We start from the raw sequence: 18,139 nt of genomic DNA on the forward strand, positions 1-18,139 counted from the left end.
ATGTCCGCCATCTCCATCGCCGCAACCTGCTGCTACTGGTTGTGATCAATGAGTCCTGAGCCTAGGCGGCGTGGACAAATTGGCTAGAGGCGGGCTTTCCACGTGTCATCAGGATATTTGATGATTTGTCGCCGCCATATCCAGACGGCGAAACCGAACATGATCGCCCCGGTCGCTACTCCAACGAGCCAACCCTGCTGATGGCCTTGAAAGTAGACCACCAGAATGCTGACAACAGCCGGAGCAGATAGCGCGAGCCAGTCCCGTCGAGTCACTTTCCTCATGCAGCGCAATCTATCGCGAAGTGTTCGGAAAAGCATCGATTTTGGCGTGGTGCTGGGGATCGTCATTGACGCGATGACCAGTCGTTGATTCAAGCCTGCTTTTTGGAGGCAGGCTTGAGCCGAGGCGATCTCACTGAAGCGGAATGGCGCATCCTGAGGGATTTGTTGCCAATCGAGCCTGAAAATCGCGGACGAGGAAGGCCGCCGGAGCAGAACCGCTCAATCATCAACGGAATACTTTGGCGGCTCCGTTGCGGTGCGCCGTGGCGCGATGTGCCACCGAAATATGGAAGCTGGAACACGATCTATCGCCGGTTTCGGCGTTGGAGCGAGGCCGGGGTCTGGGAAATCGTGGCGGTGACACTGGCCGAAGTTATGGCGGACAGCGGTCACTATAGCATCGATAGCACCACCGTTCGCGCCCATGTCTCGGCAGCGGGCGGAAAAGGGGGACTCATCGACGCGCTCTTGGCCGCTCGCGGGGCGGGTTCACCAGTAAACTTCACTGCTTGGCTGATGCCCTCGGAAGACCTCTCGCCTTCCACCTGACGGTCGGTGAGGCAGCAGACTGCAAAGCGTATGATGACCTCATCGACCTGCCAGAGCGGGCACCGGTCGCGCTACTCGCCGACAAAGGCTACGATGCTGACGCCATCCGTGCCGACCTTGCCGAACGGAAGATCGAGGCAGTCATCCCCGGCAGATCAAACCGACGCGTGAAGATCGAGCATGACCGTGCGCTCTACAAGCAGCGCAACCGCATCGAACGCATGTTCGGCCACCTCAAGGTCAACCGCGCCATCGCCACCCGCTATGACCAACTGGCCAACAGCTTCCTCGGCATGATTCATATCGCTACCGCCAGATACTGGCTCAAATTTGTCCACGCCGCCTAGGGCGATGGCGGCGGCGGCGTTTCGGGCAGGGGGATGAACTCCTGGCTGTCGGCATCGGGCAGCTTCATCCGCCCGGCCTTCCAGTCCGCCGCGGCCTCGGCCAGCCGCGCCTTCGATGAGGACACGAAGTTCCAGTAGAGGAACCGCTCGCCCAGCGGCTCGCCGCCCAGCGCCATGACGGTCGCCCCCTGCTCGGAATCCACATGGGAAGCGTCACGGCCCAGGACCAGCATCTGCCCGGCGCCAAAGTTCCGCCCGTCGAGCGTGATTGCGCCGCTCGCCACATAGACCGCGCGTTCGCTGTAGCCCCATGGCAGTTCGCCGCGCGCGCCGGGGGCCAGCTGGAGGCAGGCATAGAACAGCGGCGAATGGACCGGCGCCGCCCCGCTCAGGCCATAGGCCGAGCCGGCGATCAACTGCCCGTTCACCCCGCCCGCGTCCCAGCCCGGCAGGTCCGCGCCTTCCAGGTGGGTGAAGGAGGGGGCGCATTCCTCGTCCCTTTCCGGCAGGGCCACCCAGGCCTGGAGGCCGTGGAGGTGATCGCCCACGGCGCGGGCCTTCTCGAACCGCTCGCTATGGGTGATCCCGCGCCCGGCGGTCATCCAGTTGACCTCGCGCGGGCGGACCGGCTGCTCGGAACCCAGGCTGTCGCGGTGCATGATCTCGCCGGCCAGCAGATAGGTGATCGTGGAGAGGCCGATGTGGGGATGGGGCCGCACGTCGATCTCGCGGCTGGCCCCGGCGGCCACGTCCATCGGCCCCATGTGGTCGAAGAACACGAAGGGTCCGATCATCCGGCGGGCGGCGAAGGGCAGAACCCGCCCCACTTCCAGCCCGCCGCCCAGGTTGCGCCGGCGCTGCTCGATCACCAGGTCAATCATCGGCCGCTCCATCGATCGGACATCGTTCGCCCGGCACGGGGCAGGGCGGAAGGGAACCCGCGCATGGCCGCGCTGGCAGGCAAGGCCCGACTATCGGCCACCCGCATCCAGCCCCGGCCCGGCAAAGCGGGCGGCGATGAAGCGCTGGGCGATGTCGAAATGGTCGGCATGGGCCAGCAGCAGCCGGCGGGCGATGTCGTCCAGTTCATCGGCAATGGTCTCCAGCCCCTGGGCCAGCGCGGCGATGCGGGGCGGGGTCCGTTCGGCGCGGGGCAGGGCGCGGAAGCTCTCGACCAGCCGGGGCAGGTGCCCGTCCACCAGCCGCCGGGCTTCGGCGAGGAGCAGCGGATCGTGATCCTCGCTCACGCGCAGGTCGTCGATCCGCTCCAGCCGGGCGATCACCCGGTCCAGCGCGGGTCGGGCGGCGGGCGGCAGGTCGCGGCGCGCGGCGGCCAGCGCCCGCGCGGCCTCGGCCACCTGCCCGCCGAGGCCCGGCGCCGCAACGGCGCGCGCGGCGAAGGTCCGGGTTGGCCACAGCATCGACAGGCCGCCGGCCAGGCTGGCCAGCGGCAGGCCGATGAGCCACGGCACCACCCCGATCGGACGCACGAGGCTGAAGGCCAGCAGGCCGCCAAGGATGGCCAGGGTAATCAGGCCACCACGGCGCAGGCGCGCCACGAATTCGCGCCAGCCGCTGGCGAGCCGCGTCGGGGCATCGCGCCAGGCCGGCGCGGCGCGCAGGCCGCGGCGCAGGAAACCCGCCACCAGAACCGTGCGCCTGATCATGTCAGCCTGCCGTTTCCCATCTGTCATCGCCATGCCCGGCCAGAATCGGCCCTTTCGCAAGATAGGCATGAAGCGTGGCTGAATCACGGCCTGTTTCGGGCCGGGATGATCGTCCCCGCGCTACCGCCATGCGGCGCCGCGCGGCATTTGCCCGGCCCGGCGCGCAGGCCTATGATCGGCCCGACAAGACAAGCAGCGGGAGAGCCAGGCATGGCGTTCGATCTCATCATCCGGGGCGGCCGGATCGTCGACGGGTCAGGCCAGCCGGCAAGGACCGGCGATGTCGCGGTGAAGGATGGCTGGATCGTCGCGGTTGGGCAAGTGCAGGGGCCGGCCCTGCGCGAGATCGATGCCACCGGGCTGCTGGTCACCCCGGGCTTTGTCGATCTGCACACGCACTATGATGGCCAGGTCATCTGGTCCGACCGGCTGGCGCCCTCGTCCGATCACGGGGTGACCACGATCCTCACCGGCAATTGCGGGATCGGTTTCGCGCCCTGCCGCCGGGGCGAGGAGGCCGGGCTGATCGCGCTGATGGAAGGGGTTGAGGACATTCCCGAGCCGGTCGCCGCCGCCGGTCTCACCTGGGACTGGGAGACCTTCCCCGAATACATGGCCGCGATCGAGCGGCGGCCCCATGATATCGATGTCGCCGTGCTGGTCCCGCATTCGCCGCTGCGAACCTATGTCATGGGCCAGCGCGGGGTGAACCGCGAGGCGGCGAGCGAAGCCGACATCGCGGCCATGCAGGCGCTGGTGGTGCAGGCGCTCGAGGCTGGCGCGCTGGGCTTCGGCACGTCGCGCTCGGTGGTCCACCGCACCCCCGATGGCGCCCAGATTCCCAGCTACGAGGCCAGCAACGCCGAACTGCTGGGGATCGCGGCGGCCCTGGCGCAAACGGGCAAGGGGCTGTTCCAGATCGTGCCCAATTTCTCCTCGCCCCAGGAATTCGCCGTGGTGCGCGAGATCGCCCGGGCCACGGCGGGCCGCCCCGTCACCTATACCCAGGGCCAGCCGATGGACCCGAACGACGATTTCCTCCCGCGGCTCGAAGCCAGCAATGCCGAGCCGGGGGTGATCGTGCGCGCCCAGATGCTGCCGCGCCCCTTCGGCATGATCGGCGGGCTGACCACCAGCAGCAATCCGTTCTCGATGCTGCCCTCGTTCCAGCCGTTGAAGGCGCTGCCGCTGGCACAAAAGGTCGCGGCCCTGCGCGATCCGGCCCTGCGCGCGGCGCTGCTGGCCGAGCAGCCCGATCCCGGCGATGTCCAGTCCGGCCTGCATCGCCGCTGGGGCAGTATGTATCCGCTCGATCCCGCCAACATGAGCTACGAGCCGGGGCCATCCGAAAGCGTGGCCGCGCGCGCCGCCGCCGCCGGGGTCAGCCCGGCGGACTATTGCTATGACCTCCTGCTGGAGCGCGATGGCAACCAGTTGCTGCTGGTGGCGCTGGGCAACTACCGCGACAGCAACCTCGATTTCCTGGAGCGCGCGCTCGGCCACAAGGACGTGGTCGTCGGCCTGGGCGATGGCGGCGCGCACTATGGCTTCATCTGCGATGCCAGCTATCCCACCCACGCGTTGGCATGGTGGACGCGCGACCGGCCGCACGGGCGCTTTTCCATCGAGCAGATGGTCAATATGCTCAGCCGTCGCACCGCCGTTGCAGCCGGCTTGCACGATCGCGGCCTGATCGCGCCGGGGCACCGGGCGGACATCAACCTGATCGATCATGCCGCGCTGAAGCTGCACGCGCCCGAAGTGGTCCACGACCTGCCGGCCGGCGGGATGCGCCTGCACCAGCGCGCCGATGGCTATGTCGCCACGATCGTCGCGGGCGAGATCATCGCGCAAGACGGCGTGCCCACCGCTGCCCGCCCCGGCCGCCTGGTGCGCGGCGCGCAGGCGCCCCGGCTGGCGGCCTGAGCGGCGCGGATCAGCCGGCGGGTTCCAGCGCGCGGTCCACCGCCGCGATTTCCGAGCGCAGCCACATGGTTTCGCTCAGGTTGGTGCCCCCGCCATCGGCCAGCAGGCGGCCCAGCGCACCGCGCTTGGCCTCCAGCGCCGCGCGGTTGGCCGGCTCGGCACCCAGCGCGATGTCGATCAGGTGCATCGCTTCCAGCGGGCGCCCGGCGGCCAGATGGCTGGCGGCGCGGGCGGCAAGGGCATCGGCGCCACCGGCCAGGTCCACCAGGTCGCGGTCCACGCTCGAGCGCGGCACGCCATAGAGCGAGGTGGTGGAATCGTAGAGGAACCAGCCGACATATTCGTGGTAAATCGCGCGCACCGCCCAGCGGACATTGCCGTGGAATTCCCCGATCCTGAGGTGCTCCGGCAGGCTGATCTCGCGCATCAGGGCATAAACGTCCTTGCCCGCGTTCATCCCCGCGATCACCGCCTCGTTCAGCCACGAAACGGCATCGTGCATCCGGTCCAGCCCGGCTTTCACATCGGCCCCCCGGATCGGATCGCCGTGGCCGGTGATGATGGTTTGGGCATCCAGCCCGCGCACGATCTCCAGCGATTCCAGGTAGCGGCCGACCAGCCTTGGCTTGTCGCCCCGGATCGTGTTGAGGAACGGCATCGAGAGCCAGATCGGGCCGAACAGGTTGCCGGTGAAGGCGATCCGGTCATCCGGCAGCCAGACGGTGAGCGAATCCACCGTTTCGCCGCCGGGGGTGGAAAGCAGCACGAACCGGCGCCCGCCAAGGTCCAGCTCCAGCCGGCCGTCAACCGTGATGTCCGGCTCCACCTCGGGCGTTTTCACATCGCCCATCGACGTCACCGTGCTGCCCCACAGCTTGGCCTGGCGGGGGCCGGTGCAGGGGGCGATGTCGCGATAGTAGCGGGCGGTTTCGGCAAAGCGCCGCTCGGCCACGATGCGGGTGCCGGCCTCCTGAAAGGTCGGCACGCCGCCGAAGTGATCGGCATGGCTCTGGGTGAGGATTATGTGGGTGAGCGGCCCGGTGCGGACCGCCTCGATCATCGCCTTGTTGCGCGCTGCCGCGGTCATGAACCCGGTGTTGACCAGCACGTCGCCCGCGCCGGTGGTGACGAGGTAGAGGTTGGAAATGTCGCGGACCATGAAAATGCCGGCGCCAAGATCGGTCGCCGCGCTCTGCTGTTCGCCGGCAAGGACCATCTGGGCAAGCTTGGGGGCATCTTCGGTCATGGTTGTCCTCTCCGGTGTCCGGTCCTGTTTCTGGCCCCAAGGATATGCCGCCGGGGCGATTTGTAAAATGGCGGCGGGAAGCGCCCGCGCTCGCAGTGCGCGCGGGCCTTGCCACCGGGCCTCGGCAATGCCCTATTGCGGCGAAACGAGAGGGAGGGGAACGCCATGGGCGGGCCAGTGACGGCAGATCAGTTCATCGAGGCGGCGCGGCGCGCGACCGGGCTGGAGCGGTTCGATTCGGACTCGTTCCGCGAAGGCCTTGAAATCCTGATCGCCGACAAGACCCGCCCCGGCCAGCCCGAGCTGACCGAGCCCTTCCGCCAGTTCGTGATCAGCGCGCTGGCCAACCGGCTCAAGGTCACCGCCGCGCTGGATGAGCGGCCCGAACTGCTGGAACGGGCGGTGGAGCGGCCGGTCTTCGTGTTCGGCCTGCCGCGCACCGGCACGACCCTGCTCAACAACCTGCTGGCCGCCGATCCGGCGCGGCGTTCGGCGCTGACCTGGGAGATCGACGATCCCGTGCCCCCGCCGACCAGCGCCACGCTGACCAGCGATCCGCGCGCTGTCGCCCGGCTGGAGCAGCACCGCGCCCTGCTGGCCGCTCATCCCGAGGCGGGCCGGATCTATCGCGGATCGCCGGTCTATCCCAACGAATGCCTGTTCTTCACCCGCAGCGATTTCAAATCGCTGATCTGCGAATCCACCGGCAGCCTGCCCACCTACCGCGACTGGCTGTTCCAGACCGACATGGGTTCCACCTACGCCTATCACAAGCGGTTCCTCCAGCTGCACCAGGCCGATGCGCCGGGCATCTGGAACCTCAAGCAGCCCAGCCACGGCCTGTGGCTCGATAGCCTGCTGCAAACCTATCCCGATGCCCGTCTGGTCTGGACCCACCGCGATCCGGTGGCCGCGCTCGGCTCGTTTTGCAGCCTGACCAAGGTGGCGCACCAGGCGTTCTCCGGCCCGGTCGATCTTGCATGGATCGCACAGAACCAGCCGTGGCAGGCGCTCCAGCACGCCAACCGCCCGCTCGACTGGATCGAGCGCAACGGCGGCGAACGGATCGCCCATGTCCACTATGCCGATCTGATCCGCGATCCGATCCCGGCCATGCGCCGGCTTTACGCCGCGCTGGGCGATGATTTCACGCCCGAGGCCGAGGCCGCGATGCGCGCCTGGCTGGCCGACAATCCCCAGGCGAAATTCGGCAAGCACGAATACCGCCTCGACGAATATGGCCTGACGGCCAGCCAGGTGCGCGGCCTGTTCGAGTGCTACCTGTCGTGCTTCGATATCGAACCGGAGGGCGTCTGACATGACCGGCAACCTGTTTGACTGCACCGGCAAGGTCGCAGTGATCACCGGCGGCAATGGCGGCCTCGGCCTGGGCTTCGCGCGCGGGATCGCCCGTGTGGGCGGCGACATCGAGATCTGGGGCCGCAATGCCGAAAAGAACGCGGCGGCCAGGGCCGAACTCGAAGCCCTGGGGGTGAAGGTCCGCACCCGCGTGGTTGACGTGGCCGACGAGGCGGCGGTGATCGCCGGGTTCGAGGCGACCATGGCCGATTGGGGCCGGATCGACACGGTGATCGCCAATTCCGGCATCGCCCCGCAGGCGCCGTCCACCCTGGGGATGACCGCGCAGCTCTGGCACGATCTCCTGGCCACCAATATGCACGGCGCCTTCTACACCCTGCGCGAAGGGGCGCGGCACATGGTGGCGCGGGCGCAGGGCGGGGAACCGGGCGGCTCGCTGATCTTCTGCGGCAGCCTTTCAATGTTCCACGGCTTGCCGGGTCTGGGCAACTATGCCGCGGCCAAGGCCGGGATCGCCGCGCTGGTGCGCTCGATGGCGGCGGAATTCGGACCCTATCGCATTCGCGCCAACGTGATCGCGCCGGGCATGGTCCAGACCGGCATGGGCGGGGAGCAGGGCGGGCCGATCGACCGCCACTTCTCCGCCCACACCCCGATCCCGCGGGTTGGCTCGCCCGTCGATTTCGAGGGCATCGCGGCCTATCTCGCCAGCGATGCCTCCTCGTTCCACACCGGCGATACCCTGGTGATCGATGGCGGCAGCCTGATCTATCCGCCCTATCACTTCGGCAGCGACATCCGGGGAGGCTGATATGCGCGTGCTCAACATTCACGGCGTGGACGATGTCCGGCTCGATCCCAGGGCGCCCCCGGTGGCGGGCGCGGCCGACGTGGTCGTGGCGATCAAGGCCTGCGGCATCTGCGGGAGCGACCTGTCCTATATCCGCAAGGGCGGGATCAACCGGCCCGAGGGCGGGGTGACCCCGATCGGCCACGAGGCGGCGGGCGAAGTGGTGGCGGTGGGCAGCGCGGTCAAGGACATCGCGGTGGGCCAGCGGGTGATCATCAACCCGATGATGACCCCCAGCAACATCGGCTCGGGCGGGCCGGAAGGCGCGTTCTGCGATCAGGTGCTGGTGGCCGAGGCCAGGGTGGGCGCGGCGATCCTGCCGATCCCGGATGACCTGCCCTATGAAGTGGCCGCGCTGGCCGAACCGCTGGCCGTGGCTCTCCACGGCGTCAACCGCACCGGGGCGAAGCCGGGCGACAAGGTGGCGGTGTTCGGCTGCGGCCCGATCGGCCTTGCCATGGTGCTGTGGCTGGTCGATCGCGGGATCACCGACGTGATCGCCATCGATCTTGCCGACGAACGGCTGGCCCGGGCGCGCGCCATGGGCGCCCGCGCCACGATCAACGCCGCCAGCGAAAACGTGCGCGAACGCCTGGCGCAACTGCATGGGACCGCCAGGGCACTGTTCCTCGAACAGGTCGGCACCGATGTGTTCATGGATGCCGCCGGTGGGCCGGGCCTCGTCAACCAGATCATTTCGATGGGCAAGAGCAATGCCCGGCTGGTCGTCACCGCGGCCTATTCCCGGCCGGTCGAGATCAGCCTCGGCATGATGCTGATCAACGAGATGTCGATGACCACGGCGCTTGGCTATCCCACGGAAATACCCGAAGTGGTTGCGGCCCTGCCGCGCCTGCGCGACAAGGTGCAATCGCTGATCAGCCACCGCTACCGCTTCGAGGATGTCCTCGAAGGCCTGAAGGTCGCGGGAACCCCGCAATCGGCCAAGGTGATGGTTGCCTTCGACGCGGCCTGACACACGAGAGGAATAGCCATGTTGTTGGCCAACCATTTCCAGAATGCCTACGTGACCGCCGATATCGACGCGGCGGTGGCCGCCATGGTCGAGCAGTTCGCGCTCACCCGCGCGCCGCGCCAGATCGATGCGCGCCAGATGTTCACCACGCCCGACGGCACCGCCGAAGGCACCATGCGGATGGCCTTCATCCAGGTGGGCCACCTGCAATACGAGCTGATCCAGCCGGTTTCGGGCAACGTGCGGCTCTATGCCGATTTCGTGGTGCCCGACCGTCCGCTGACCCTTCACCACGTCGCCATGCGGACCGACGATATCGAGGCCGTGCGCGCCGAGAGCGAGGCGCATGGCCGGCCGGTGGTGCTGGAAGGCGCGGCCCAGCAAGGCCTGCGCTTCATGTATGTCGATGCGCGGCGCACGCTTGGCCACTATCTTGAATATGTCCAGGCGCCCGAAGAATTCTGGGGCGCGAAGAAGGCCTGAGGCGCGCCGCAAGGCCAGTTGATCCGGGAGAGAGAACCGTGGAGTTCGCCGCCAGGTATGGCCCCTGGGCACTGATCGCCGGAGCCTCGGAGGGGACCGGCCGCGAGTTTGCGCGCCAGGTCGCGGCACAGGGGCTGAACTGCGTTCTGGTTGCCAGGCGAGACGCGCCGCTGGCCGTCCTGGCCGGCGAGATCACGGCCGAATTCGGCGTGGAGTGCCTCACCGTCGCGCTCGATCTTGCCGATCCTGCCGCCGCCGATCACCTGCTGGCCGCGATTGGTGAGCGCGATGTGGGCCTGTTCGTGGCCAATGCCGGCTCCGATCCCCACGGCGCCCGGCTGCTTGATCGGCCGGCTCAGGATTGGCGCGCGCTGATCCGCCGCAACGTGATGACCCTGTTCGACCTGTGCTATCATTTCGCCGGCACGATGAAGGCGCGCGGGCGCGGCGGGATGGTGCTCGTCAACTCCGGCGCGTGCTATGGCGGGGCGACCTACATGGCGATCTATTCCGCCACCAAGGCCTTCGACCTCAATTTCGGCGAGGCGCTGTGGGCGGAACTGAAGCCGTTCGGGGTCGATGTCCTGAACCTGGTAATGGGGGAGACCGATACGCCCGAACTGCGCCGCTTCCTTGCCGCCAAGGGCTTGCCGCTGCCGGCCAGCGTGGCCAGCGCGGCCGATGTGGCGGCGCTGGGCCTGGCGCAATTGCCCCACGGCCCGGTGTGCAACTGGGGAAGGGCTGGCAACGAAGGCTCCTACGGCGTGTTCTCGGCCGATGCGCGCCGCGAACGGGTCGAGATGATCGAGCAGATGGCCAAGCCGTTCTTCGAGAAGGGCGGCTAGGCCGGGCGGCCCAGCCCGCCGGCGAGTGCACAAGAAAACGCGGCTCCGCAACCGGCGAGAGCCGGAAACGATGTGGAGATCTGCGATGAACGATACCGCCGGCCAAGCCGCGCCGGAAGGCAACCGCACCGGCCCCGCCCTGGGCGAGCCGGGCTGGGTGTTCAACCCCTATGGCTGGGACTTCGCGCGCGATCCCTATCCGATCTACACCTGGCTGCGCGACAACGCGCCGGTCTATTACCACCCGCAGATGAACTTCTATCTGCTGTCGCGCTACGACGACGTGTGGCGGGCGCACCGCGACGCCAAGCTCTATTCCAGCAAGGCCGGCCCGCAGATCGAGCGGCGCGATGGCGACAACAAGATCCTGCTCAGCATGGACGCGCCCGAGCATGGCTGGGCCAAGGCGATGATGACCAAGGTGTTCAGCCGCGAGCGCATGGCCGCGCTGGACGGGTTCATTCGCCGCAAGGCCGGGGAACTGCTCGAAGCCGCCTATGCCCGGCACGGCCCCGATGGCGAATGGGACCTGGTGAACGAGTTTTCCGTGGAACTGCCGCTCTCGGTGATCAGCGAATTGCTCGGCATTCCCGAGGAGCTGCGCGGCCAGGTTCATCACCTCGCCAACCGGATGCTCTCGCGCGATGAAGCCGACGGGCCGAATGCCAGCATGGAAGCCCACGGCGGCCTGTTCATGATCTTCTTCAACCTCACCCAGCAGCGCCGGGCCGAGCCGAAGGACGATCCCGTGTCGATGCTGATCGCGCTCGAGATCGCGGACGAGAACGGCGCCATGCACAGGCTCGACGATAGCCAGATCGCCTCGCGCTTCATGGAGATGGCGCTGGCCGGGCACGAAACCGTGGCCAAGGCGATCCCCAATGGCCTGATCGGCATGGAACTGTTCCCGAGCGAAAAGGCCAGGCTGCGCGCCGACCTGTCGCTGGCGGCCAAGGCGGTGCAGGAGACCCTGCGCTTCGATCCGCCCTCGCAGTTGCAGGGCCGGGTCAACACGCAGGAAATCACCCTGCACGGCGTCACCATCCCGGCCGACAGCCGGGTGATGCTGGCCACCGGCGCGGCCACCCGCGATCCGCGCGCCTTCCCCAACCCGGACGTGTTCGACATCGAGCGCGACATGGACAGCCGCACGATCGCCTTCGGCTATGGCGTGCACAAGTGCCTGGGCATTCATCTCGCCCAGCAGGAAATCCTGATTGCCTTCGAGGAGCTGTTCACCCGCTTCCCGAACTGGAAGGTCTTCCCGGAGCGGGCCAAGCGGATCATCGTGTCCAACGTGCGCGGGGTGGCCGGCCTGCCGGTCGTCCTCGGCCCGCACGCCTAGGCTGGAAACGGGCCGGCGGCGCGCAAGTGCCGCCGGCGCGCTTTGATCACACCACGCCGAAGGCCAGCATCGCGTCGGCCACCTTGCGGAAGCCGGCCACATTGGCGCCCTTCACATAGTCGACATGGCCGCCGCCCTGGTCGCCATATCTGACGCAGGACCTGTGGATGCCGGCCATGATGTCCTTGAGCATCTGCTGGAGGTCTTCCTCCTTCCACGACCGGCGCTCGGAGTTCTGGCTCATCTCCAGCCCGGAAACGGCGACGCCTCCGGCATTGGCGGCCTTGCCCGGCGCATAGAGCAGCCTGGCCGCCCGAAACACGCGCACGCCATCAAGGTCGGTCGGCATATTGGCGCCTTCCGACACCGCCTGGCAGCCATTGGCAACGAGGGTGCGCGCATCCTCGCCCGATAGCTCGTTCTGGGTGGCGCAGGGCAGGGCGACATCGCAGGGCACGGCCCACGGGGTCTGGCCGGCATGGAAGGTGGCGCGCGGAAATTCGTCGACATAGTCGGCGATCCGGCCGCGACGGTGGGTCTTGTGGGTCTTCACCCAGTCGATCTTGTCCTGGGTGATGCCATCGGGATCGTGGATGAAGCCGCCCGAATCCGAGAGGGTCAGCACCTTGCCGCCCAGTTGCACGATCTTTTCGGCGGCATGGGTGGCGACATTGCCCGCGCCGGATATCACCGCTGTCTTCCCCGCCAGGTCCTGGCCTCTCGTGGCCAGCATATTGGCCAGGAAATAGACCGCGCCATAGCCGGTCGCCTCGGTGCGGATCAGCGAGCCGCCCCATTCCAGCCCCTTGCCGGTGAGCACCCCGGTGAACTGGTTGGTGATCCGCTTGTACTGCCCGAACATGAAGCCGATCTCGCGCGCGCCCACTCCGATGTCGCCGGCCGGAACGTCCACATCGGCGCCGATGTGGCGGTACAGTTCGGTCATGAACGATTGGCAGAAGCGCATGATCTCGCGCACGCTCTTGCCCTTGGGGTTGAAGTTCGAGCCGCCCTTGGCCCCGCCCATCGGCAGGCCGGTGAGCGCGTTCTTGAAGGTCTGCTCGAAGGCGAGGAACTTGAGCACGCTTTCGTTCACGCTGGGGTGAAAGCGCAGGCCGCCCTTGTAGGGACCGATCGCGTTGTTGTTCTGCACCCGCCAGCCGCGCTGGACGCGGATGTTGCCGGCATCGTCCTCCCAGCAGACCCGGAACGAGACGATGCGATCCGGCTCGGCGATGCGGCGCAGGATCTGCTGGCGGTGGTAGTCTTCCTTGTCGGCGATGTATTCGCAGATGTCCTCGGCCACTTCCTGCACCGCCTGGATGAATTCCGGCTGGTGCGGATTGCGCCGCTTGAGGCCTTCCATGAAGCCATTGAGATCCACGTGGTCGCTCATTGCCATGGCACAGTTCTCCCGTCGCTCCGGTCCGGTCCGCCGCGCGGTGCGGAAGGGCGAGTCGCTCAGGCTATGCCATGGCCGGCAACACCGTGGCGCAAGTTTCTTGCCCCGGGCGACTGCGTGGCCCCCGTTACCGCCTTGTTGGCAATTGGCGGCAGGCTCAGCCGTCCTGGCGCAGGAGCAGGGCGCCGCCGAAATTGCCGCCGCCATTGCCGACCGCCGAAACCTTCACGTCCGCCACCTGGCGCGCGCCGGCCTGGCCGCGCAACTGGAGCACCGCTTCGTGGAGGTGGCCGAAGCCGTGCATCCGCCCTTCGGACAATTGCCCGCCATTGGTGTTGATCGGCAGGTCGCCGGTCAGCGAAATGCGCTGGCCGCCCTCGATGAAGGCGCCGCTTTCGCCCTCGCCGCAGACCCCCAGCGCTTCCAGCCACGACATGGTGAGCCAGGTGAAGCCATCGTAGAGGTGGGCGGTGTCGATGTCGGCCGGCTTGAGGTCGGTGCGCGACCACATCATCTTCGTGGCATCGTGCATGGCCATGCGGGGAAAATCGTGGCGCGAAACCCAGGTGTCCATCCGGTCATAGGAGCCGGCGCCCACCGCCTCGATGATCACCGGCTTCTGCTTGAGATCGCGCGCGGCATCAAGCCGCGAGACGATCACCGCCGTGGTCCCGTCGCAGGGCACGTCGCAATCGAGCAGGCAGAACGGCGTGGTGATGATCCGCGAGGCCATGTAGTCGTCGAGCGTGATCGGATCGCGGTAGATCGCCTTGGGATTGAGCCCGGCATTGGCGCGCTGGACGATCGGGATCGCCGACATCTGCTCGCGCGTGATGCCATGGCGGTCCATGTGGGCCGAGGCGTGGACCGCCACCCAGATCGCCGCCGAAGGGGCGTTGAAGGGCATCAGGTATTCCAGCCAGCCGCTGGTCATGGCCAGGGTCTGCCCGGCGTCGGCGGCGGCCGAACCGTAGCTTGGCGTCCACCGCTCGCCCAGTGCGCGCCAGCACAGGACGTGGGTGGCATAGCCCGCCGAGATCGCGGCGACGGCCTCCATGATCGGCGAAAGCTGGGCAGCGTTCTCGGCGCCCGACCACCAGTTGGGCTTGAGCCCCAGGGTGTTGACGATGTCGGAAATGGCGGCCGCCCCCGAACCGGCCACCGTGCCGCGCTGCACATTGGGCCAGCAGCTCACCCCGTCGATGTCCTCGGGGCGCAGGCCGGCATCGGCAATCGCCATTTCGCAGGCCTGGACGGCCAGTTCGAACGGCAGGACCTGGGGCTTGCGGTAGATCGCCGACTGGCCGAGGCCGGTGATGGCCGTGTTCTTTTCGCCATAAATGGTCATGATCGGGCCTTCGCTCATTCGGCTTCAAAAAGGGGCAGGAAGATCTTGTCGTGCTGCTCGAAGTAGACCTTCACACGGCAGCCCACGCTCACCTCCTCGATCGGGGTGCGCGGCAAGTTGGTGAGGAGGCGGATATCGGCCTGTTCATCCAGCTGGACCATGGCAACGACATAGGGAACCTTCACCCCCGGCAGCCACGGCTGGACGTTGATCGTGAAGCCCACCACCGTGCCGCGCCCGGAAACCGGCTGCGGCGCCACATCGGCCGAACGGCATGAAGGGCAGCGCGCCGCATAGGGGTGGATCCAGGTGCCGCAGGCTCCGCAGCGCAGGATGTGAAGCTGGCCATCGGCCCCGCCGCACCAGAAATGGGCGTTCATCTCGGTGATGCGCGGCAGGGCGCGTGGGGACGTGGCGGGGGTAACGGTCATCATGGTCTCGCTTTGCGGCAAAAGGCCGTGGCCGTTCCTGCGTCGGGGATGCGCCGCGGTCAATCGGCGTGACAGCGTCAAGGCGATATTGCAGGAATTGGCGGGGGCCGAGGAGACAGGCTGATGCTGAACATCGAGGCAATCGATCACGTGGCGATCACGGTGGCCGATATCGCGGCGAGCACTGCCTTCTACCAGCGCGTGCTGGGTGGCCGGATCGTGGCCGAACACGCGCCCCATGGGCGGGGCCATGGGCAGGTGCTGGTGCGCTCGGTGGCGATCGGCGCGGCCATGCTCAACCTGCATCAGGCGGGCAATGGGATTGTGCCGGTGGCGGCCCGGCCCACGCCGGGATCGGCCGACCTGTGCTTGCGGATCGCCGGCACGGCGGCCGAGGCCAGGGCCGTGATCGAAGGGCTGGGGCTGGCGATCGACACCGGCCCTGTGGCACGGCGCAGCGCGACCGGGGATGCCGGCGTTTCGATCTATTTCCGCGATCCCGATGGCAACCTGATCGAATTGATGGCCCGCGCCTGAGCGCAGCCCCGCGATCAGGCGCGGTCGACGCCCCGCACCCCGGTGTCGGTGGCAAACCGGCTGTAGTCCACCGGGCCAACCACGGAAAATCCGCCATCCACCGCCAGGGTCTGGCCGGTGACATAGCCCGACAGGTCGCTGAGGAAGAACACCAGCGCATTGGCGATATCGTCGACCCCGCCCCGGCGCTGCATCGGCACCAGCTTCATCATCTCGCGCTCCTGCTCGGGCGCGCCGGCCTTGATGCGCGGGGTGATCATCGCGCCGGGGGCGACGACATTGAACCGCACCCCGTGGCGCGACCATTCGCCGGCCAGGCTCTTGGCCATGTGGACCAGCCCGGCCTTGGCCGCGCCGTAGGCCGCATGGTTGGTGGAGGCTTTCAATCCGTCGACCGAGGCCACGCAGGCGATCGATCCGGGCGCGCCGCGGGCGATCAGGCGGCGCGCCACTTCGCGCGCGGCCAGGAAGATGTAGCGCAGGTTGCGGCGGTGATCGAGGTCCCAGATCTCCATCGGGATATCGGTGGCCGAACCCATGTGGGCCATGCCCACGATCGACACCAGGCCATCGAGCGGGGCGATCTCGCGCTCGGCCCGGTCGATCGCGCCGACCAGCGCGGCATCGTCCAGCACGTCGGCGGTGATAGGCAGCGCCTTAACGCCCATCTCGCGCAGGGCGGCCGCAACCCCTTCCGCGCGCTCGGCCACGATGTCGAGCACGGTGACGTTGCAGCCCAGGCTGGCAAGCAGCCGGCAGGTCGCCTCGCCCATGCCCAGGCCGCCGCCCAGGACGATCACGTGCTTTCCGGCCAGGCCGAACAGTTGTGCAAGCATTGGGGGTTCCTCTCCGATAGGCTCTTGCGCCCGGTTCATGGGCTGTTTGGCGCGATTGTTATCGCTGCCTCGGGGAATGTCCATGCCTGCCGGCGGGGCCGGGCAGGGCGCTGGCCCGGATTTCAGCGGATCGCGGCGGCGCCAAGGACCATGGCCGCGCCCTTTTCGGCGATCATCATCGTGGGGGCGTTGGTATTGCCCGAGGTGATCACGGGCATGACCGAGGCATCGATCACGCGCAGCCGGTCCACCCCCAGCACCCGCAATTCGGCATCGACCACGCGGCCCATGGCGGCCGTGCCCACGGGATGGAATATCGTCGTCCCCACCTGTCCGGCGGCGCGCTGGAGCGCCTCCTCGTCGTCATGGCCCGGCCCGGGGCGGACTTCCTCGGGCCGGTAGGCGGCAAGGGCCGGCTGGTCGACGATCTCGCGGGTGATGCGGATCGCGCGGGCGGCAACCCGGCGGTCCTCCTCGGCCGAAAGATAGTTGGGCGCGATGCGCGGCGGCGCGGCGGGATCGGCGCTGGCGATCGCGGTGCGCCCCCGGCTTTGCGGGCGCAGGTGGCAGACGCTGGCGGTGAAGGCCGGGAAGGGATCCAGCGCGCTGCCGAAGGCTTCCAGGCTGAGCGGCTGGACATGGTATTCCAGATCGGCCGTGGCGCGGGCGGCATCGCTTTTCAGGAACATTCCCAGCTGGCTCGGCGCCATGGCCATCGGGCCGGTGCGCCGGGCAACATATTCCAGCCCGATCAGCGCCTTGCCCAGCAGGCTGGCGGCGCGCCGGTTGAGCGTGGGGACATTGCTGACGCGATAGGCGCAGCGCAATTGCAGGTGATCCTGCAGGTTGCCGCCCACCTCCGGCCGGTCGACCAGCGGGGCAATGCCCAGTCCGGCCAGCCGCGCGCCGTCGCCGATCCCGCTGCGTTCGAGGATCGCGGGCGAGCCGATCGCCCCTGCGGCCAGCACGACCTCGCCGCGCGCCCGCGCGGTGTGGCTGGCACTGCCCTGGCGCCAGGCCAGGCCCGTGGCGCGGCCCTCATCGAACAGCACCCGGTCAACCAGCGCGCCGGTCACCACCTTCAGATTGGCGCGCCCGCGGACCGGCTTGAGAAAGGCATCGGCCGCGCTCCACCGCCAGCCGGCGCGCTGGGTCACGTCGAAGAAGGCCGAGCCTTCGTTGTCGCCCCGGTTGAAATCGGCGATCGCCGGCAGGCCCCATTCCTGCGCCGCGCGCTGGAAGGCTTCGAGGATGGCCCAGCGCAGGCGCTGGCGCTCCACCCGGATCTCGCCGCCGCTGCCGTGGAATGCGTCGGCCCCGGCGTAGTGGTCCTCGGCCCGGCGGAAATGGGGCAGGACATCGTCCCAGCCCCAGCCGGCCAGGCCCATCTGCCGCCAGCCGTCATAGTCGGCCGCCTGGCCGCGCATATAGATCATGCCATTGATCGACGAGCAGCCGCCCAGCACCCGCCCGCGCGGATAGGCCAGCGAGCGCCCGCCCAGGCCCGCCTCGGCCTCGGTCCGGTAGAGCCAGTCGGTCCGCGGATTGCCGATGCAGTAGAGGTAGCCGACCGGCACGCGGATCCACAGGTAATCGTCCTTGCCGCCGGCCTCCAGCAGCAGGACCCGGTTGCGCGGATCGGCCGAGAGCCGGTTGGCCAGGACGCACCCGGCGCTGCCGCCACCGGCGATGATGTAGTCGAATTCCTCCACGGTCGGTTCTTCGTGCGGAAGCGGGGTCAGGGCAA

Annotated in this window: 17 protein-coding genes; 9 read left to right on the plus strand and 8 right to left on the minus strand. The window is 68.1% G+C overall.

Features of this window, described 5'->3' with window-relative positions; translation table 11 throughout:
• Positions 1-398: 398 nt before the first annotated feature.
• Positions 399-1,180, plus strand: a protein-coding gene (locus ACFOD9_RS10065) for an IS5 family transposase (RefSeq protein WP_379509983.1) whose coding sequence is annotated in 2 segments (ribosomal slippage) — positions 399-723 and positions 723-1,180 — 783 coding nt in all. Because the reading frame shifts where the segments join, the coding sequence is not laid out codon by codon here.
• On the opposite strand, the gene ACFOD9_RS10070 is transcribed toward ACFOD9_RS10065, so the two are convergent.
• Together ACFOD9_RS10070 and ACFOD9_RS10075 are read right to left on the minus strand one after the other, a co-directional pair.
• Positions 1,177-2,061, minus strand: a complete 885-nt coding sequence (locus tag ACFOD9_RS10070; protein WP_379509984.1) for a pirin family protein — start codon at positions 2,059-2,061, stop codon at positions 1,177-1,179. The genes ACFOD9_RS10065 and ACFOD9_RS10070 overlap by 4 nt on opposite strands.
• 90 nt (positions 2,062-2,151) lie before the next feature.
• Positions 2,152-2,847: a hypothetical protein gene (locus ACFOD9_RS10075; RefSeq protein WP_379509985.1), complete on the minus strand. Its 696-nt coding sequence runs from the start codon at positions 2,845-2,847 to the stop codon at positions 2,152-2,154.
• A gap of 210 nt (positions 2,848-3,057) precedes the next feature.
• Here ACFOD9_RS10075 and ACFOD9_RS10080 point away from each other — a divergent pair, with 210 nt between their 5' ends.
• Entirely contained in the window at positions 3,058-4,773 is a 1,716-nt protein-coding gene (locus ACFOD9_RS10080) for an N-acyl-D-amino-acid deacylase family protein (RefSeq protein WP_379509986.1), read from the plus strand.
• Between the two features lie 10 nt (positions 4,774-4,783).
• On the opposite strand, the gene ACFOD9_RS10085 is transcribed toward ACFOD9_RS10080, so the two are convergent.
• Positions 4,784-6,019, minus strand: a complete 1,236-nt coding sequence (locus ACFOD9_RS10085) for an MBL fold metallo-hydrolase (protein WP_379509987.1) — start codon at positions 6,017-6,019, stop codon at positions 4,784-4,786.
• Between the two features lie 165 nt (positions 6,020-6,184).
• Here ACFOD9_RS10085 and ACFOD9_RS10090 point away from each other — a divergent pair, with 165 nt between their 5' ends.
• The 6 genes from ACFOD9_RS10090 to ACFOD9_RS10115 all read left to right on the plus strand — a co-directional run bounded on the left by ACFOD9_RS10090 (position 6,185) and on the right by ACFOD9_RS10115 (position 11,838).
• Positions 6,185-7,336: a sulfotransferase family protein gene (locus ACFOD9_RS10090; protein WP_379509988.1), complete on the plus strand. Its 1,152-nt coding sequence runs from the start codon at positions 6,185-6,187 to the stop codon at positions 7,334-7,336.
• Position 7,337: 1 nt separating this feature from the next.
• Positions 7,338-8,150 carry an SDR family NAD(P)-dependent oxidoreductase gene (locus ACFOD9_RS10095; protein WP_379509989.1) on the plus strand — a complete coding sequence of 271 codons (813 nt, stop codon included), beginning with the start codon at positions 7,338-7,340 and terminating at the stop codon, positions 8,148-8,150.
• Position 8,151: 1 nt separating this feature from the next.
• On the plus strand, positions 8,152-9,165 hold the full coding sequence (locus ACFOD9_RS10100) for a zinc-dependent alcohol dehydrogenase (RefSeq protein WP_379509990.1): 1,014 nt from the start codon (positions 8,152-8,154) through the stop codon (positions 9,163-9,165).
• A gap of 18 nt (positions 9,166-9,183) precedes the next feature.
• Entirely contained in the window at positions 9,184-9,648 is a 465-nt protein-coding gene (locus ACFOD9_RS10105; protein ID WP_379509991.1) for a VOC family protein, read from the plus strand.
• A 38-nt stretch (positions 9,649-9,686) separates the two neighbouring features.
• The gene (locus tag ACFOD9_RS10110; RefSeq protein ID WP_379509992.1) at positions 9,687-10,493 is read left to right on the plus strand and encodes an SDR family NAD(P)-dependent oxidoreductase; all 807 of its coding nucleotides are present in this window, start codon (positions 9,687-9,689) and stop codon (positions 10,491-10,493) included.
• An 85-nt stretch (positions 10,494-10,578) separates the two neighbouring features.
• The gene (locus tag ACFOD9_RS10115) at positions 10,579-11,838 is read left to right on the plus strand and encodes a cytochrome P450 (RefSeq protein WP_379509993.1); all 1,260 of its coding nucleotides are present in this window, start codon (positions 10,579-10,581) and stop codon (positions 11,836-11,838) included.
• Positions 11,839-11,884: 46 nt separating this feature from the next.
• On the opposite strand, the gene gdhA is transcribed toward ACFOD9_RS10115, so the two are convergent.
• From gdhA to ACFOD9_RS10130, 3 genes are all read right to left on the minus strand, one after another.
• Positions 11,885-13,240 carry an NADP-specific glutamate dehydrogenase gene (gdhA, locus tag ACFOD9_RS10120; protein ID WP_379509994.1) on the minus strand — a complete coding sequence of 452 codons (1,356 nt, stop codon included), beginning with the start codon at positions 13,238-13,240 and terminating at the stop codon, positions 11,885-11,887.
• 157 nt (positions 13,241-13,397) lie between these two features.
• A complete protein-coding gene (locus ACFOD9_RS10125; RefSeq protein ID WP_379509995.1) occupies positions 13,398-14,606 on the minus strand; it encodes a thiolase family protein in 1,209 nt (402 codons plus the stop codon).
• A complete protein-coding gene (locus ACFOD9_RS10130; RefSeq protein ID WP_379509996.1) occupies positions 14,603-15,019 on the minus strand; it encodes a Zn-ribbon domain-containing OB-fold protein in 417 nt (138 codons plus the stop codon). The genes ACFOD9_RS10125 and ACFOD9_RS10130 overlap by 4 nt, the downstream gene beginning before the upstream one ends.
• A 123-nt stretch (positions 15,020-15,142) precedes the next feature.
• Here ACFOD9_RS10130 and ACFOD9_RS10135 point away from each other — a divergent pair, with 123 nt between their 5' ends.
• Positions 15,143-15,556 carry a VOC family protein gene (locus tag ACFOD9_RS10135; protein ID WP_379509997.1) on the plus strand — a complete coding sequence of 138 codons (414 nt, stop codon included), beginning with the start codon at positions 15,143-15,145 and terminating at the stop codon, positions 15,554-15,556.
• A 14-nt stretch (positions 15,557-15,570) separates the two neighbouring features.
• Here ACFOD9_RS10135 and ACFOD9_RS10140 read toward each other — a convergent pair whose 3' ends face one another.
• Both ACFOD9_RS10140 and ACFOD9_RS10145 read right to left on the minus strand, forming a co-directional pair.
• The gene (locus ACFOD9_RS10140) at positions 15,571-16,392 is read right to left on the minus strand and encodes an SDR family NAD(P)-dependent oxidoreductase (RefSeq protein WP_379509998.1); all 822 of its coding nucleotides are present in this window, start codon (positions 16,390-16,392) and stop codon (positions 15,571-15,573) included.
• 122 nt (positions 16,393-16,514) lie between these two features.
• Entirely contained in the window at positions 16,515-18,104 is a 1,590-nt protein-coding gene (locus ACFOD9_RS10145; RefSeq protein WP_379509999.1) for a GMC family oxidoreductase, read from the minus strand.
• Positions 18,105-18,139: the final 35 nt, after the last annotated feature.

Origin of the sequence: Novosphingobium bradum (assembly GCF_042646485.1) — a bacterium.
In the GTDB taxonomy this organism is placed as follows: domain Bacteria; phylum Pseudomonadota; class Alphaproteobacteria; order Sphingomonadales; family Sphingomonadaceae; genus Novosphingobium; species Novosphingobium bradum.